The sequence below is a fragment of the Burkholderia sp. BCC1996 genome, from assembly GCF_905339955.1.
Classification (GTDB): Bacteria; Pseudomonadota; Gammaproteobacteria; order Burkholderiales; family Burkholderiaceae; genus Burkholderia.
Map to the genome: position 1 here is coordinate 346,666 of NZ_CAJPHM010000003.1, position 16,866 is coordinate 363,531.

Genomic DNA, 16,866 nt, shown 5'->3' on the forward strand with positions numbered 1-16,866 from the left:
CCGCACGCACGTACGGCCGCGCTCCTGTGCTACCCGCGCCGCCGCGTGCGCTGCCGCCGCCATCAGTCAACGCTACCCAGTTTCCGTCCATGTCCAAAACGCCACACGAGGCGCCCGCACTCACCGCTCACGAGGATCACCCCGGCTGGCGCGCCTATCTGAACACGCACATGCTGATCTGCGTGTTCCTGGGCTTCACGTCGGGGCTGCCCCTGTTCACGCTCGTCTACCTCGTGCAGGCATGGCTGCGCTCCGAGGGCGTGAACCTGAAGGAAATCGGCCTGTTCGCGCTGATCCAGTTCCCGTATACGTGGAAGTTCCTGTGGGCGCCGCTGATGGACCGCTACATCCCGCGCCTGCCCGGCTGGCGGCCGGGCCGCCGGCGCGGCTGGATGCTGCTCACGCAGGTGCTGGTCGCCGGCGCGATCGCCGCGCTCGGCTTCGTGTCGCCGCGCGACTCGATCTGGACGGTCGCCGCGCTTACGACGCTCGTCGCATTCTTCGGCGCAAGCTCCGACATCGTGATCGACGCCTATCGCCGCGAACTGCTGCGCGACACCGAGCAAGGCCTCGGCAACGCGGTACACGTGAACGCATACAAGCTCGCCGCGCTGATCCCCGGCTCGCTGGCGCTGATCCTGTCCGACCACATGCCGTGGGACGCCGTGTTCGCGCTCACCGGCGCGTTCATGCTGCCGGGCATCCTGATGACGCTGCTCGTGCGCGAACCGGAAGTCGTCGGCGCGCCGCCGCGCAACCTGCGCGACGCGATCGTGCTGCCGTTCCGCGAATTCATCCAGCGTGACGGCTGGAGCGGCGCGCTGCTCGTCATCGCGTTCATCTTCCTGTTCAAGATCGGCGACACGATGGCCACCACGCTGTCGACGTCGTTCTTCCTCGACATCGGCTTCACGCGCACCGAGATCGGCATCGTCGCGAAGACCACCGCGCTCGTCGCGAGCGTCGCCGGCGGCATCATCGGCGGCGTCTGGCTCGTGAAGATCGGGATCGGCCGCGGGCTGTGGATCTTCGGCGCGCTGCAGATGGTGTCGACGCTCGGCTTCGCGTGGCTCGCGCAACTCGGCCCCGGCTCGCCGGTGCTCGCGATGCTGTACGACTTCACGGTATCGACGAGCCACGCGATCGCGGCGGCGCTGTCCGTGTTCGGCGTCGCGGTCACGCCGCAATTCAGCCCGATGACGGTCGCGCTCGCGATCGTCTACGGCGTCGAAACCTTCACGACCGGCCTGACGATGGCCGCGTTCGTCGCGTATATCGCGAGCACGACCGATCCGCGCTACACGGCCACGCAGTTCGCGCTGTTCACGAGCCTCGCGTCCGTGCCGCGCACCCTCGCATCGGCCGCGAGCGGCTTCATCGTCGCGAAGATCGGCTGGTTCGACTACTTCATCGTGTGCACCGCGCTCGCGATCCCCGGCATGCTGCTGCTGTTCAAGATCGCGCCGTGGAACGGCACCGCGCGCAACGGCGAGGCCAGCCGTGCGCAATGACCGACTGCATCGCGTGGCGCGCGTCGTCGCCGCGCTGGGCGTCGGCTTCGCGACGCTCGGCGCGGCGGGAAGCGCTCATGCGTCCGACACCGTTGCGGCCATGGCCGGCTCCGCGCCCGCTGCCCCGGCAGCGCCGTCCACGCCGGCTGCAGCCGCTCCCCCGCCTGCAGCCGAAGCCGCGCAGCCGACCGGCGCCGCCGTGCCCGCGAAAGCCTATACGCCGACGCCGCAGCAGATTCGCTACGGCAATGCGATCGCGTTCCGCACGCTGATCCCGTCGCCGCTGCTCGAACAACTCACCGCGAACGAATACGCGCAGATCGTCCAGGCCGCCGCCGACAGCGACCGCCTGCTGCCCGCGAACCAGCCGCGCGTGAAGCGGCTGCGCGCGATCGTCATGAAGCTCGCGCCGTATTCGGTGAAGTGGAACGATCGTGTGAAGAGCTGGGCGTGGGACGTCAACGTGATCCGCTCGCGCGACATCCGCATCACCTGCCTGCCGGGCGGCAAGGTGCTCGTGTACGGCGGGCTGCTCGATCGCGTCCGCCTGAACGACGACGAGTTCGGCGTGCTGATCGCACACGGCATCGCGCATGCGCTGCGCGAACACGCGCGCAGCAATTTCAGCGCGACGTCGCAAACGTCGCTGCGCGCGGCCACGCTGCCGCCGCTGTTCGGCGTCGGCGATCCGCTGCCGCAGGCGCTGAATCTCGGCGAACGCCTGCAGACGCTGCGCTACGACCCGACCGACGAAACCGAAGCCGACGTGATCGGCGGCGACATCGCCGCCCGCGCGGGCTTCGATCCGCGCGCGGCGATCACGCTGTGGGACAAGCTCGCGGCGGCGACGCGCACGAACAAGACGTCGGGCTTCATCTACATGCATCCGTACAGCGCCGCGCGGCGGCAGGATCTGCTGAACCGCCTGCCGGACCTGATGCCGCTGTATGCGAAGGCGACGGCCAAACGGGTCGACACGCTGCCCGACTACGCGGGCATCAGCGCGCAGCGGCGCAAGGTCGTGCGGCGCTGAGCGCCGCACCCGGCGGCTTCCCCGCCGGGAATCGCCGGCACGCATCGCCGGCGCACGAGGCCAGGCGCTACGCGCCGACTTCCGACTCGGCCGGCCGGCTGCCGATTTCGCGCATCCAGCGTACTTCGTCTCCCGGGCTGCGGCCGAACAGCCGCTTGAACTCGCGGCTGAACTGCGACGCGCTCGCATAACCGACCCGTGCCGACGCCGCACCCGCGCCGAGACCGTCCTGCACCATCATCAACCGGGCCTGGTGCAGGCGCGCGGCCTTCACATACTGCATCGGCGACGTCGCCGTCACGTGCTTGAACTGCGCGTGGAACACCGCAACGCTCATCCCGGCCTCGCGCGCGAGCGTCTCGACGTCGAGATCGGCCTTCAGGTCCGCATGGATGCGCCGCAGCGCCTTCGCGATGCGGCCGAAATGATGCTGCTGGACGAGCGCCGCCCGAATCGCGTCGCCCTGCGCCCCCGTCAGCACGCGGTATGCGATCTCGCGCATGATCGCCGGCCCGAGCACGCACGTGTCGTGCGGCGACGCGAGCGCTTCGAGCAGCCGCACCACCGCGTCGGCGAGCGGCGCATCGAGCGGCGTCGAATAGACGCCGTGCGGCTCGCTGACTGAAGCACCCAGCGTCTCGTCGAGCAGGATCGCGAGCTCGGCGATCACCGCGAGATCGACGCGGATCGAGATCGCGAGAAACGGCTCGTCCATGCTCGCGAAGGTCTCGCATTCGAACGGCAGCGGCACCGACAGCACGAGATACTGCTGCGCGTCGTAGACGAACGAGCGGTCGCCGAGATAGCCGAGCTTGCGGCCCTGGCACACGACGATGATGCTCGGTTCGTACAGCACCGGCATGCGCGGCACGGGGCGGTTCACGCGGAAGAAACGCACGCCGTCGAGCGCCGCCAGCGTATCGCCCTCGTTCGGCGCGAGGCGCGCGTGCAACTCGATCATGCGGCGCCGCACACGGTCGCCCGTGTCGTCGAAAAGGGGTTGGAAGCTCACGGGCGTCGTCCTGTCCGGCAAGAGAATCAGGCTCGCAATGTAGCACCTTGAAAGCGTTTTACCGGCCTTTCGCGTGCAATTCGAGAGGAATAGGCAAATCTTCGAGACCTTCGTGTATTTCACCGAAGCGGCCCGCTCCTTACGATGGACACCTGTCTCGCCGCGTCGCCACATGATGCGGCGGCAGTCTGATTCGCCGGACGTTTTTGCCGGACAAGGAGCCCCCTGAATGAGCACAACCTACGCTTACGCCGCGACCGACGCGCAGTCGCCGCTCGCCCCGTTCGAATTCCAGCGCCGCGCGCTGCGCGACCTCGACGTCCAGATCGAGGTGCTCTACTGCGGCGTCTGCCACTCGGACCTGCATCAGGCCCGCAACGAATGGCGCAACACGATCTACCCGGTCGTGCCGGGCCATGAAATCGTCGGCCGCGTGACCGCGACCGGCCCGCAAGTGTCGCGCTTCAAGGTCGGCGAGCTGGTCGGCGTGGGCTGTCTCGTCGATTCGTGCCGCACCTGCCCGAGCTGCGCGGAAGGCCTCGAGCAGTATTGCGAGAACGGCTTCGTCGGCACCTACAACGGCCAGGACCGCGTGACCGGCGACATCACGTTCGGCGGCTATTCGACGCAGCTCGTCGTCGACGAGGCGTTCGTGCTGCGCGTGCCCGAGACGCTCGACCCGGCCGGCGCCGCGCCGCTGTTGTGCGCGGGGATCACGACCTATTCGCCGCTGCGCCAGTGGAACGTCGGGCCCGGCAAGAAGGTCGGGATCGTCGGCCTCGGCGGCCTCGGCCACATGGGCGTGAAGCTCGCGCGCGCGATGGGCGCGCACGTCGTGCTGTTCACGACGTCGCCGTCGAAGATCGAGGACGGCAAGCGTCTCGGCGCGCACGACGTGGTGATCTCGAAGGACGAAGCGCAGATGAACGCGCACCTGAACAGCTTCGACTTCATCCTGAACACGGTCGCCGCGCAGCACGACCTGAACCCGTTCCTGCACTTGCTGAAGCGCGACGGCACGATGACGCTCGTCGGCGCGCCGGAGCACGACCATCCGTCGCCGCAGGTGTTCAACCTGATCTTCAAGCGCCGCCGCCTCGCGGGCTCGCTGATCGGCGGGATCGCGGAAACGCAGGAAATGCTCGACTTCTGCGCGGAGCACGGCATTACGTCGGATATCGAAACGATTCCGATGCAGCAGATCAACGCCGCTTACGAGCGGATGCTGAAGAGCGACGTGAAGTACCGGTTCGTGATCGACATGGCGTCGATCAAGCAGTAAGCGACGCACCAAACGAAACGGGGCCGCATGTTCGACATGCGGCCCCGTTTTTACGTCCGGCGACCGGACGACTCGACAGCGACGCGCACCGCGTCGCGCCGACGCTCACTTCTTGTAGTCGTAATCGACCGTCAGCGGCGCGTGATCGCTGAACTTGACGTCCTTGAAGATCGACGTGCGCTTCGCGGTGCCGGCCACGCCCGGCGTCGCGATCTGGTAATCGATCCGCCACCCGACGTTCTTCGCGTACGCCTGGCCGCGGTTGCTCCACCACGTGTACTGCTCGGGGCGCGGATCGAGCGTGCGGAACACGTCGACGTAGCCGACATCGTCGAACAGCTGCGTGAGCCACGCGCGTTCTTCCGGCAGGCAGCCCGAATTCTTCTGGTTGCTCTTCCAGTTCTTGATGTCGATTTCCTTGTGCACGATGTTCACGTCGCCGCACAGGATCACCTCGCGCTTCTTCTTCAGTTCGGCGAGGTGCGGCATGAACTCGTCCATGAAGCGGTACTTCGCCTGCTGGCGCTCTTCGCCGCTCGAGCCGGACGGCACGTACACCGACACGACCGACAGCTTGCCGTAGCGCGCCTCGACGTAGCGCCCCTCGGAGTCGAATTCGCTGCTGCCGAAGCCGATGATCACGTCATCGGGCTCGTGGCGGCTGTACACGCCCGCGCCGCTGTAGCCCTTCTTCTCGGCGTGATGGAAGTAGCTCCTGAAGCCGTGCGGCTCGACGAATTCGGCCGGCAGGTCGTCGGCCGATACCTTGATTTCCTGCACGCACACGCAGTCGGCATTCTGTTCGCCGAGCCATTCGAAGAAGCCCTTCTTCGCGGCGGAGCGGATGCCGTTCAGGTTGGCGGTAATCACTCGCATCATGTCGGGTTCCGTTGTTCAGTTCAGTTCGGTTCAGTTCGATGTGGTTGCAGGTTCGCAGCCTAGCGGATCTTCACGCCTTCGAGTTCCGGCTTCGGCGGCGGGAATTCGAGCTTCATGTCGGTCATCGTGCGCAGCAGCAGCTCGGCGATCATCACGTTGCGGTGCGTCTTCGAGTTCGCCGGGATCACGTACCACGGCGCATGCTCGGCCGACGTCGCGGCGAGCGCATCGCGGTACGCCGACTGGTACGCCTCCCAGTGCTTGCGCGCGTCGAGATCGGCGATGTCGAACTTCCAGTGCTTGGTCGGATCGTCGATGCGCGCCTGCAGCCGCTCGCGCTGCTCGTCCTTCGAGATGTGCAGGAAGCACTTGACGATCGTCGTGCCGTTCTCGAACAGCATCGTCTCGAAATCGCGGATCTGCCGGTAGCGGCGCTCGCATTCCTTGTCGTCGATCGCGCCGATCACGCGCGGCACGAGCACGTCTTCGTAGTGACTGCGGTTGAAGATCGCGAGCTCGCCCGCGGCCGGCACCTGCAGATGCACGCGCCAGAGGAAGTCGTGCACGGCCTCGATCGGCGTCGGCGCCTTGAACGACACGACGCGCAGGCCGAGCGGATCGACCTCGCGGAACACGGCGCGCACGGTGCCGTCCTTGCCGCTGGTATCCATCCCCTGCAGCACGAGCAGCACGCGCTTCTTCTGCTGCGTGTGCAGGCGCTCCTGCTGGACGTCGAGCTCGGTCGACACGGCCGACAGCCGTTCGCGGTCGGCGTCCTTCGACCCCGACGAGAACGGCTTCGCGGCCGGATCGAACGCATCGAGCTTGAATGCGGCAGCTTCCTTCTCGCGCGTGCTGTACGGCACGCGGAAATCGTCGAGCGACGGTTGTTTCGCCATTCGTTCCTCCGTTGGGCGGTGCAATGCACACGCGCACACGATAACGCATGCACCAAAGCGACGGGCCGCCCCGAACGAATTCGGCGGCGGCCCGTCGTCAGGCGCGGTTCAGGCGCGCGGCCATGTTCAGCCGAGTTTCTTCTTCAGCAGTTCGTTGACCTGCTGCGGATTGGCCTTGCCCTTGGTCGCCTTCATTGCCTGGCCGATCAGCGCGTTGAACGCCTTTTCCTTGCCCGCGCGGAATTCCTCGACCGACTTCGCGTTCGCCGCGAGCACTTCGTCGATGATCGCTTCCAGCGCGCCGGTGTCGGAGATCTGCTTCAGGCCCTTCGCGTCGATGATGCGGTCGGCCGCGCCTTCGTCGGTCGCCTTCTCGTCCCAGATCGTCGCGAAGATTTCCTTCGCGATCTTGTTCGAGATCGTGCCGTCGGCGATGCGCTGCAGCACCAGCGCAAGCTGCGCGGCCGACACAGGGATCGCGTCGATCTCGATGCCGTCGCGATTCAGCTGCGACGACACGTCGCCCATCAGCCAGTTCGCGGCGATCTTCGCGTTCGCCGCGCCGGCCTTCGCGACCACCGCCTCGAAGTAGGCAGCCATCGCCTTGCTCGACGTCAGCACGCCCGCGTCGTACGCGGACACGCCGTACTGCTCGACGAAGCGCTGCTGCATCGCGGCCGGCAGTTCGGGCATGCCGGCCTGCACGCGCTCGACCCAGTCACGGCCGATCACGAGCGGCATCAGGTCGGGGTCGGGGAAGTAGCGGTAGTCGTGCGCGTCTTCCTTGCTGCGCATCGAACGCGTCTCGCGCTTGTCCGGATCGTAGAGGCGCGTTTCCTGCACGACTTCGCCGCCGTCCTCGATCAGCTCGATCTGGCGGCGCACTTCGTAGTTGATCGCCTCTTCAAGGAACCGGAACGAGTTCAGGTTCTTGATCTCGGCACGCGTGCCGAACTTTTCCTGGCCGACCGGGCGCACCGACACGTTCGCGTCGCAGCGGAACGAGCCTTCCTGCATGTTGCCGTCGCAGATGCCGAGCCACACGACGAGCGCGTGCAACGCCTTCGCATACGCGACGGCCTCGGCCGCGCTGCGCATTTCCGGCTCGGTGACGATCTCGAGCAGCGGCGTGCCCGCGCGGTTCAGGTCGATCCCGGTCATCCCGGCGAAGTCTTCATGCAGCGACTTGCCCGCATCTTCCTCGAGGTGCGCGCGGGTCAGGTTGACGGTCTTCTCGTACGCTTCCTTGCCGGCCTTTTCGTTGGCGGGCACCTGGATCGTGATCTGGCCGCCCTGCACGACCGGAATCTCGTACTGGCTGATCTGATAGCCCTTCGGCAGATCGGGGTAGAAGTAATTCTTGCGCGCGAAGATGCTGCGCGGCGCGATGGTCGAGCCGATCGCGAGGCCGAAGCGGATCGCGCGCTCGACCGCGCCGCGGTTCAGCACCGGCAGCACGCCCGGCAGCGCCAGGTCGACCGGGCAAGCCTGCGTGTTCGGCTCCGCGCCAAACTGCGTCGACGCGCCCGAGAAAATCTTCGAGACGGTCGACAGTTGCGCGTGCGTCTCGAGACCGATGACGACTTCCCATTGCGTAGTCATTGCTTACACCCCTGCCGGAACTTGCTTGTGCCAGTCGGTCGCGCGCTGGAACGCGTCGGCGACCTGCAGCATCCGGGCTTCGTTGAAATAGTTGCCGATGATCTGCAGGCCGACCGGGCGCTTCGCGTTCGCGCCGGCGCCGAAGCCGCACGGCACGCTCATGCCGGGAAGACCCGCGAGGCTCACCGACAGCGTGTAGATATCCGCGAGATACATCTGCACCGGATCGTCGCCCTTCGCGCCGAGATCCCATGCGACCGTCGGCGACGCCGGGCCCATGATCACGTCGCAGGACTTGAACGCTTCCTGGAAATCGTTCGCGATGATGCGGCGGATCTTCTGCGCCTGCAGGTAGTACGCGTCGTAGTAGCCGTGCGACAGCACGTAGGTGCCAACCAGGATCCGGCGCTTCACCTCGGGGCCGAAGCCTTCGGCGCGCGACTTCTTGTACATGTCGAGCAGGTCGCCGTACTGCGCGGCGCGGTGGCCGAAGCGCACGCCGTCGAAACGCGACAGGTTCGACGATGCTTCCGCCGGCGCGATCACGTAGTACACGGGGATCGACAGTTCCGTCTTCGGCAGCGACACCGGCACGAGCGTCGCGCCGAGCGCCTCATACTGCTTGAGCGCCGCGTCGATCGACGCGCGCACGTCGTCGGCCAGACCATCACCGAAATACTCGTTCGGCAGGCCGATGCGCAGCCCCGCGAGCGGCTTGCCCGCATCGTTGCCGGCCGCCCACGGCTGGCCGAGATGACGCGTGAAATCCTCGTCGTCGCGCTCGAGGCTCGTCGAGTCGCGCTCGTCGAAGCCGGCCATCGCGTTCAGCAGCAGCGCGCAGTCGGACGCGCTCTGCGCCATCGGGCCGCCCTGGTCGAGCGACGACGCGAACGCGATCATCCCGTAGCGCGACACGCGGCCGTAGGTCGGCTTGATGCCCGTCACGCCCGCGAACGACGCGGGCTGGCGGATCGAGCCGCCGGTGTCGGTGCCGGTCGCGGCCGGCGCGAGGCGCGCGGCGACGGCCGCCGAGCTGCCGCCCGAGCTGCCGCCCGGCACGGCGTTGGTGTCCCACGGGTTCTTCACCGCGCCGAACGCCGAGTTCTCGTTGGACGAGCCCATCGCGAACTCGTCCATGTTGGTCTTGCCGAGCGTGACCATGCCGGCCGCCTGCAGGCGGGCGACGACGGTCGCGTCGAACGGACTTTCGTAGTTCGCGAGCATCTTCGAGCCGGCGGTCGAGCGCCAGCCGCGCGTGACGAACACGTCCTTGTGCGCGATCGGCAGGCCGGTCAGCGCGCCGCCCGCGCCGCGCGCGAGCTCGGCGTCGGCGGCCTTCGCCTGCGCAAGAGTGAGGTCGGCATCGACATGGACGAACGCGTTCAGGTCGCGTGCCGCGTCGATCCGTTTCAGGTAGAGCTGCGCGAGCTCGACGGCCGAGCATTCCTTGGCGGCGAGCGCGGCGCGCAGTTCGGTCAGGCTTTTTGCGTGCATTGAGTGGTTTTCCTGGGAATTCTGGGTGGCGCGCGGCGCAAGCCGGCCGGCGCGCTTCTCGTCGAATGCTTACTCGATCACCTTCGGCACGAGATAGAGGCCGTCCTGGACGGCCGGCGCCGGACGCTGGTTGTCGTCGCGATTGACGACTTCCGTCACGGCGTCGTCGCGCAGGCGCTGCGCGACTTCCTGGATCTGTTCGATCGGGTGGGCGAGCGGCGCGATGCCGGCGGTGTCGACCGCCTGCATCTGCTCGACGAGGCCGAAGAATTCATTGAGCTGGCCGAGCGTATGCTCGGCGTCGGCGTCGGCCATTTCGAGTCGCGCGAGGTGCGCGATGCGTTTCACATCGGTCAGGGTCAGGGCCATGCGATCACCGGAAAAACAAGGCTGCGCAGCGCATCGAAAATCGCGCTGCGGCGGGGGGTTGGAGGGTACGATCCCACCCTCAAAAATCGGGGCCGAAGCGGCAAAAATACCGTCCGTTTCGATTCAAATACCGCGAAATTATAAGGTATCATTACGCGTTCGACCCAAACCCGGCAGCCTTTTCCCGCACCGTTTCGCCCCGCTTCGGCAAGCCGTGCGTGCTTCGTGCGATTCCCGGTAGACATCACTCGCAGCTTCGTGCGCCGCGGCGGCCGCTTCCGCCACGCTTCCCGAGGCTGTTATTTTTTCCGCTGCCCGCCCTCAGCGTTCGCTATGCAGGGCCGGCCCAGAGCGAAACAGGATTCTGAATGTTCGGTTTTTTGCGCAGCTACTTCTCCAACGATCTGGCGATCGACCTCGGCACCGCAAACACCCTGATCTACATGCGCGGCAAGGGCATCGTGCTCGATGAGCCGTCGGTCGTGTCGATCCGCCAGGAAGGCGGTCCCAACGGCAAGAAGACGATCCAGGCAGTCGGCAAGGAAGCCAAGCAGATGCTCGGCAAGGTGCCGGGCAACATCGAGGCGATCCGCCCGATGAAGGACGGCGTGATCGCCGACTTCACCGTCACCGAGCAGATGATCAAGCAGTTCATCAAGACGGCGCACGAGTCGCGCATGTTCTCGCCGTCGCCGCGCATCATCATCTGCGTGCCGTGCGGCTCGACGCAGGTCGAGCGCCGCGCGATCAAGGAAGCCGCGCACGGCGCCGGCGCATCGCAGGTCTACCTGATCGAGGAGCCGATGGCGGCCGCGATCGGCGCCGGCCTGCCGGTGTCGGAAGCCACCGGCTCGATGGTCGTCGACATCGGCGGCGGCACCACGGAAGTCGGCGTGATCTCGCTCGGCGGCATCGTCTACAAAGGCTCGGTGCGCGTCGGCGGCGACAAGTTCGACGAAGCGATCGTCAACTACATCCGCCGCAACTACGGGATGCTGATCGGCGAGCAGACGGCCGAGGCGATCAAGAAGGAAATCGGCTCCGCGTTCCCGGGCTCCGAAGTCAAGGAAATGGAAGTGAAGGGCCGCAACCTGTCGGAAGGCATTCCGCGCAGCTTCACGATCTCCAGCAACGAAATCCTCGAAGCGCTGACCGATCCGCTGAACCAGATCGTGTCGTCGGTGAAGATCGCCCTCGAGCAGACGCCGCCGGAACTCGGCGCCGACATCGCCGAGCGCGGGATGATGCTGACGGGCGGCGGCGCACTGCTGCGCGACCTCGATCGCCTGCTCGCGGAAGAAACCGGCCTGCCGGTGCTCGTCGCCGAAGATCCGCTCACCTGCGTCGTACGCGGTTCGGGCATGGCGCTCGAACGCATGGACAAGCTGGGCAGCATCTTCTCGTACGAGTGATCGACGAGTGATCGCCTAAGCAGTCCCGTTTGATATGGCGCACCCGCGGCGTGGCCGGATCGCTCGTTCAGAACGAACCGCCACGCCGTTCGCGCGTCTGAGCATTATTTAACCGATCGCCACGCGCCCGGCGCCGACCATGGAATACAGTCCGCCGCCCCTCTTCAAGCAAGGTCCGCCCGCGCTCGCGCGGCTCATCTTCTTCGTCGCCCTCGCCATCGCGCTTCTCGTATCGGACGCGCGCTTCAGCACGCTCGAAATCGTCCGCGGCGTGCTCGGCACCGTGCTGTACCCACTGCAGCGCGCGGCGCTCGTGCCGCGCGACCTGTTCATGGGCGCGGCCGACATCGCCGTCACCGGTGCGTCGCTGCGCCACGAGAACGACGCGCTGCGCAAGCGCAACCTGCAGCTGTCCACGCAGGCCAACCAGGCCGCGGTGCTCGCGCAGGAGAACACGCATCTGCGCGCCGTGCTCGAGCTGCGCCAGCACATCGCGACGCATTCGACGCCGGTCGAGATCCAGTACGACACCAGCGACCCGTTCACGCAGAAGATCGTGATCGGGCAGGGTTCGCAGCAGGGCATCCAGAACGGCGCGCCGGTCGTCAGCGAGGACGGCGTGATCGGCCAGGTCACGCGCGTGTTCCCGCTGCAGGCCGAAGTCACGCTGATCACCGACCGCGATCTCGCGATTCCCGTGCAGGTGCTGCGCACCGGCCTGCGCAGCGTGATCTACGGCACGCCGAAGGGCGATTCGCTCGACCTGCGCTTCGTGCCGACGAGCTCGGACCTCGTCGCGGGCGACGAACTCGTCACGAGTGGCCTCGATGGCGTCTATCCGCCGGGCCTGCCGGTCGCGAAGGTCGCGAAGGTCGACAAGCTCGCCGATACCGCGTTCGCGCGCGTGACCTGCGCGCCGGTCGCCGCCGTGCGCGGCGCGCGGCAGATGCTCGTGCTGCATTACCAGAACGATGTCCCGCCGCGCCCGGCCGAGCCCGAGCCGGCCGACAAGAACGCGAAGGGCAAGAAGGGCGCCAAGGCCGCCGCGAAGAGCGACAAAGCCGACAAGGCCGAGAAGGCCGACGCGAACGCGAAGCCGGCCGCCGCGGCCGCACCCGGCGCGAAACCGGCGGCGGCTGCACCTGCCGCCCCCGCCGCTCCGGCCAAGCCCGCCGCCGCGCCCGCGAAGCCCGCGGCCGGGCAACCAGGAGCCCAGCGATGAACCGCCCGCAATACATCCTGCAGCCGGTCAACCCGTACTTCATCGTCTTCAGCCTCGCCGCCGCGTTCCTGCTGAACCTGATGCCGTGGGGCCGCCTGCCCGGCGTGCCCGACTTCGTCGCGCTCGTGCTGCTGTTCTGGAACATCCACCAGCCGCGCAAGGTCGGAATGGGCGTCGCGTTCGCGCTCGGCATCCTGATGGACGTGCATGACGCGGGGCTGCTCGGCGAGCATGCGCTCGCCTATACGCTGCTGTCGTACGGCGCGATCACGATCCACCGCCGCGTGCTGTGGATGCCGATCGGCGTGCAGGTGTTGTACGTCACGCCGCTGCTCGTCGTCGCGCAGCTGGTGCCGTTCGTGATCCGCCTCGTGATGGGCGCCGCGTTTCCCGGCTGGCGCTATCTGGTGGACGGCTTCGTCGAGGCCGCGCTGTGGCCGATCGCGAGCCACCTGCTGCTGATGCCGCAACGCCGCCCGGTCGACCCGGACGATACGCGCCCCATCTGAGCCGGACCGACCTTGAATACCCGCCGCCCCCACGCCCGCGCGCCGCGCTCCGGGGCGGCTCCTCGCCCGCGCGCGCTCGCCGCGCACGGGCCAGATCGATCGTAACCGCATGACCGAATTCAACGACACCCAACAGCAGCTCTCGAAGTTCCGCCTGCGCGTCGCGGCGGCGGGCGTGTTCGTGTTCGTCTGCTTCGGGCTGCTCGCGAGCCGCTTCTTCTACCTGCAGCTGATGCAGCACGGCAAATACGCGCTGCAGGCCGAGGAAAACCGCATCTCGGTCGCACCGATCGTGCCGAACCGCGGGATCATCACCGACCGCAACGGCGTGGTCCTCGCGAAGAACTATTCGGCCTACACGCTCGAGATCACGCCGTCGAAGCTCGACGACACGCTCGACAACACGATCGACAAGCTGTCCGAGATCATCCCGATCGACGCGCGCGATCGCCGCCGCTTCAAGAAGCTGCAGGAAGACTCGAAGAACTTCGAGAGCCTGCCGATCCGCACGCGCCTCACCGACGCGGAAGTCGCGCGCTTCACCGCGCAGCGCTTCCGCTTTCCCGGCGTCGACGTGCGCGCGCGGCTGTTCCGCCAGTACCCGCTCGGCATGACGGCCGCGCACGTGATCGGCTACATCGGCCGGATCTCGAAGCGCGACCAGGATCGCATCGACGCGATGAGCGACGACAACGACAGCGACCAGGAACACTACGATCCGCGCCGCGACGCGAACAACTACAAGGGCACCGACTACATCGGCAAGATCGGCGTCGAGCAGAGCTACGAAACCGAGCTGCACGGCCTCACGGGCTTCGAGGAAGTCGAGGTGACGGCCGGCGGCCGGCCTGTGCGCACGCTGTCGCGCACGCAGGCGACGCCCGGCAACAACCTCGTGCTGTCGCTCGACATCGCGCTGCAGCAGGTCGCCGAGCAGGCGTTCGCCGGCAAGCGCGGCGCGCTCGTCGCGATCGAGCCGAAGACGGGCGACGTGCTCGCGTTCGTGTCGTCGCCGAGCTTCGACCCGAACTCGTTCGTCGACGGCATCGACCAGCAGACCTGGGACGAACTGAACAACTCGCCCGACAAGCCGCTCCTGAACCGCCCGCTGCACGGCACCTACCCGCCCGGCTCGACGTACAAGCCGTTCATGGCGCTGGCCGGCCTGACGCTCGGCAAGCGCACGCCGGGCTGGGGCTTCCAGGATCCCGGCTACTTCACGTTCGGCGGGCACACGTTCCGCAACGACGTGCGCTCGGGCCAGGGCTGGGTCGACATGAACAAGGCGATCATGGTGTCGAACGACACCTACTTCTACATGCTCGCGCGCGATCTCGGCGTGAACGCGATCGCGAACTTCATGAAGCCGTTCGGCTTCGGCCAGATCACCGGCATCGACATCCAGGGCGAGGCGCGCGGGATCCTGCCGTCGACCGACTGGAAGAAGAAGGCGTTCAAGAAGGCCGCGCAGCAGAAGTGGTTCGACGGCGAGACGATCAGCCTCGGGATCGGCCAGGGCTACAACTCGTACACGATCCTGCAGCTCGCGCATGCCACCGCGACGCTCGCGAACAACGGCGTCGTGATGAAGCCCCACCTCGTGAAGGAAGTCGAGGATCCGATCACGCGCGGGCGCCACCTGACCGTGCCGAAGGAAAGCGAAACGATCCCGCTCAAGCAGGCCGACATCGACGTCGTGAAGCGCGGGATGGAGAACGTGATCGAGAATCCGTCCGGCACCGCGTACAAGGTGTTCCGCGGCGCGTCGTACCTCGCGGCCGGCAAGACCGGTACCGCGCAGGTGTTCTCGCTGCAGGGCTCGAACTACAAGGGCCACCTGCTCGCCGAGCACCTGCGCGACCACGCGCTGTTCATCGCGTACGCGCCGGTCGACCATCCGCAGATCGCGCTCGCGCTGGTCGTCGAGAACGGCGGCTGGGGCGCGCAGGCCGCGGGCCCGATCGCGCGCCGCGTGCTCGACTTCTACCTCGTCGAGCGCCAGAAACCGGAGAACGAGGCGGCTGCCGTCGCCGCCGCCGCGTCGGCGACCGAGCCGATCAGCGCACCGGTGATCGGCGATGCCTCGAAGGCCGTGTCCGTCGCGGCCGGCTTCAAGGCGCTGCCGCAGCCTGTCGTGCCGGCCGCGGCCAGCGCGGCGGATGCGGCATCGGCCGCGTCGGCGCCCGATGCGTCGGGTGCGGCCGCGGCAAGCGCGGCGCAGCCCGCCGACGCGAGTGCCGCGGCGCCGAGGGCCGCGAGCCTGCCGCCGATCCGGCGCCCGCACCGGCCGCGCCGGCCCGCCAGCGACGCGCAGCCGCTCGCCGCCGCGCCGCGCGACGACAACTTCCGTGTCACGGCCTCCGCGAAAGCGGTGAACGCCGGCACCGCTCATTAACGGAGAAAGGCATGCAATTCGACAAGCGCGCCTGGCTCGACAAGATCAAGCAGATGTTCGCGGGCTTCGACCGCCCGCTCGCCCTCATCGTGTTCCTGCTGCTGTGCGTCGGCATCGTCACGCTGTACAGCGCGTCGATCGACATGCCGGGCCGCGTCGAGGATCAGCTGCGCAACATCCTGCTGACGTTCGTGCTGATGTGGGTGATCGCCAACATCCCGCCGACGACACTGATGCGCTTCGCGGTCCCGCTCTATACGTTCGGGGTCACGCTGCTGGTCGCCGTCGCGCTGTTCGGGATGACCAAGAAGGGCGCGAAGCGCTGGCTGAACGTCGGCGTCGTGATCCAGCCGTCGGAAATCCTCAAGATCGCGACACCGCTGATGCTCGCGTGGTACTACCAGCGCCGCGAAGGCGGGCTGCGCTGGTACGACTTCATCGCCGCGTTCGCGATCCTGCTGGTGCCGGTCGGCCTGATCGCGAAGCAGCCCGACCTCGGCACGGGCCTGCTCGTGTTCGCGGCCGGCTTCTTCGTGATCTACCTCGCGGGCCTGTCGTTCAAGCTGATCGTGCCGGTGCTCGTCGCGGGCGTGATCGCGGTCGGCTCGATCGCCGTGTTCGAAGAGCGCATCTGCCAGCCCGAAGTGCAGTGGCCGCTGATGCACGACTACCAGAAGCACCGCGTGTGCACGCTGCTCGACCCGACCTCCGACCCGCTCGGCAAGGGCTTCCACACGATCCAGGCCGTGATCGCGATCGGCTCGGGCGGCGCGCTCGGCAAGGGCTACCTGAAGGGCACCCAGGCCCACCTCGAATTCATTCCGGAGAAGCACACCGACTTCATCTTCGCGGTGTTCTCGGAAGAATGGGGGCTCGCCGGCGGCCTCGTGCTGCTGACGCTGTACATGGCGCTGATCGCACGCGGGCTCTATATCGCCGCGCAGGGCGCGACGCTGTTCGGCCGGCTGCTCGCGGGCTCGCTCACACTCGCGTTCTTCGTCTACGCGTTCGTCAACATCGGGATGGTGAGCGGCGTGCTGCCCGTCGTCGGCGTGCCGTTGCCGTTCATGAGTTACGGCGGCACCGCACTCGCGACGCTCGGTGTCGCGATCGGCATGATCATGAGCGTCGGGCGACAGCGGCGGCTGATGAAGAGCTGACGGCGCGGCACGCAGTCGCAAGTAATGAAAAACGGCGCCGAGGCGCCGTTTTTTCGTTCTGCGCGTATCGCATGGCGCCCGCGCTGC

The 16,866-nt window shown here is 67.2% G+C and carries 14 protein-coding genes; 8 read left to right on the plus strand and 6 right to left on the minus strand.

Annotated elements, in window-relative coordinates; genetic code table 11:
* Positions 1 to 89: 89 nt before the first annotated feature.
* Positions 90 to 1,511, plus strand: a complete 1,422-nt coding sequence (locus U4Z64_RS05840) for an AmpG family muropeptide MFS transporter (protein ID WP_124486695.1) — start codon at positions 90 to 92, stop codon at positions 1,509 to 1,511.
* Positions 1,501 to 2,544, plus strand: coding sequence for a M48 family metallopeptidase (locus tag U4Z64_RS05845; protein ID WP_321819444.1), 1,044 nt, complete (start codon positions 1,501 to 1,503; stop codon positions 2,542 to 2,544). Before U4Z64_RS05840 ends, U4Z64_RS05845 begins: the two co-directional genes overlap by 11 nt.
* A gap of 67 nt (positions 2,545 to 2,611) precedes the next feature.
* Here U4Z64_RS05845 and U4Z64_RS05850 read toward each other — a convergent pair whose 3' ends face one another.
* On the minus strand, positions 2,612 to 3,556 hold the full coding sequence (locus U4Z64_RS05850; RefSeq protein ID WP_321819445.1) for an AraC family transcriptional regulator: 945 nt from the start codon (positions 3,554 to 3,556) through the stop codon (positions 2,612 to 2,614).
* 229 nt (positions 3,557 to 3,785) lie between these two features.
* Between U4Z64_RS05850 and U4Z64_RS05855 the strand changes: the two genes are divergently transcribed.
* Positions 3,786 to 4,838, plus strand: coding sequence for an NAD(P)-dependent alcohol dehydrogenase (locus U4Z64_RS05855; RefSeq protein WP_321819446.1), 1,053 nt, complete (start codon positions 3,786 to 3,788; stop codon positions 4,836 to 4,838).
* A gap of 105 nt (positions 4,839 to 4,943) precedes the next feature.
* On the opposite strand, the gene U4Z64_RS05860 is transcribed toward U4Z64_RS05855, so the two are convergent.
* The 5 genes from U4Z64_RS05860 to gatC form a co-directional block, all read right to left on the minus strand.
* Positions 4,944 to 5,717, minus strand: coding sequence for an exodeoxyribonuclease III (locus U4Z64_RS05860; RefSeq protein ID WP_321819447.1), 774 nt, complete (start codon positions 5,715 to 5,717; stop codon positions 4,944 to 4,946).
* Between the two features lie 59 nt (positions 5,718 to 5,776).
* Positions 5,777 to 6,616: a polyphosphate kinase 2 family protein gene (locus tag U4Z64_RS05865; protein WP_321810949.1), complete on the minus strand. Its 840-nt coding sequence runs from the start codon at positions 6,614 to 6,616 to the stop codon at positions 5,777 to 5,779.
* A gap of 126 nt (positions 6,617 to 6,742) precedes the next feature.
* Entirely contained in the window at positions 6,743 to 8,218 is a 1,476-nt protein-coding gene (gene gatB, locus U4Z64_RS05870) for an Asp-tRNA(Asn)/Glu-tRNA(Gln) amidotransferase subunit GatB (RefSeq protein WP_044847823.1), read from the minus strand.
* A gap of 3 nt (positions 8,219 to 8,221) precedes the next feature.
* Complete coding sequence (gene gatA, locus U4Z64_RS05875) at positions 8,222 to 9,712, minus strand: Asp-tRNA(Asn)/Glu-tRNA(Gln) amidotransferase subunit GatA (protein ID WP_124486699.1); 1,491 nt, start codon at positions 9,710 to 9,712, stop codon at positions 8,222 to 8,224.
* A gap of 69 nt (positions 9,713 to 9,781) precedes the next feature.
* The gene (gene gatC, locus U4Z64_RS05880) at positions 9,782 to 10,081 is read right to left on the minus strand and encodes an Asp-tRNA(Asn)/Glu-tRNA(Gln) amidotransferase subunit GatC (protein ID WP_006407213.1); all 300 of its coding nucleotides are present in this window, start codon (positions 10,079 to 10,081) and stop codon (positions 9,782 to 9,784) included.
* A 368-nt stretch (positions 10,082 to 10,449) separates the two neighbouring features.
* Here gatC and U4Z64_RS05885 point away from each other — a divergent pair, with 368 nt between their 5' ends.
* From U4Z64_RS05885 to rodA, 5 genes are all read left to right on the plus strand, one after another.
* Positions 10,450 to 11,493, plus strand: coding sequence for a rod shape-determining protein (locus U4Z64_RS05885; RefSeq protein ID WP_004189550.1), 1,044 nt, complete (start codon positions 10,450 to 10,452; stop codon positions 11,491 to 11,493).
* 139 nt (positions 11,494 to 11,632) lie between these two features.
* Positions 11,633 to 12,715: a rod shape-determining protein MreC gene (gene mreC / locus U4Z64_RS05890; RefSeq protein WP_321819448.1), complete on the plus strand. Its 1,083-nt coding sequence runs from the start codon at positions 11,633 to 11,635 to the stop codon at positions 12,713 to 12,715.
* Positions 12,712 to 13,224: a rod shape-determining protein MreD gene (gene mreD / locus U4Z64_RS05895; RefSeq protein ID WP_009687274.1), complete on the plus strand. Its 513-nt coding sequence runs from the start codon at positions 12,712 to 12,714 to the stop codon at positions 13,222 to 13,224. Before mreC ends, mreD begins: the two co-directional genes overlap by 4 nt.
* A gap of 109 nt (positions 13,225 to 13,333) precedes the next feature.
* A complete protein-coding gene (gene mrdA / locus U4Z64_RS05900; protein ID WP_124486701.1) occupies positions 13,334 to 15,619 on the plus strand; it encodes a penicillin-binding protein 2 in 2,286 nt (761 codons plus the stop codon).
* 11 nt (positions 15,620 to 15,630) lie between these two features.
* Positions 15,631 to 16,779 carry a rod shape-determining protein RodA gene (rodA, locus tag U4Z64_RS05905; RefSeq protein ID WP_044847360.1) on the plus strand — a complete coding sequence of 383 codons (1,149 nt, stop codon included), beginning with the start codon at positions 15,631 to 15,633 and terminating at the stop codon, positions 16,777 to 16,779.
* Positions 16,780 to 16,866: the final 87 nt, after the last annotated feature.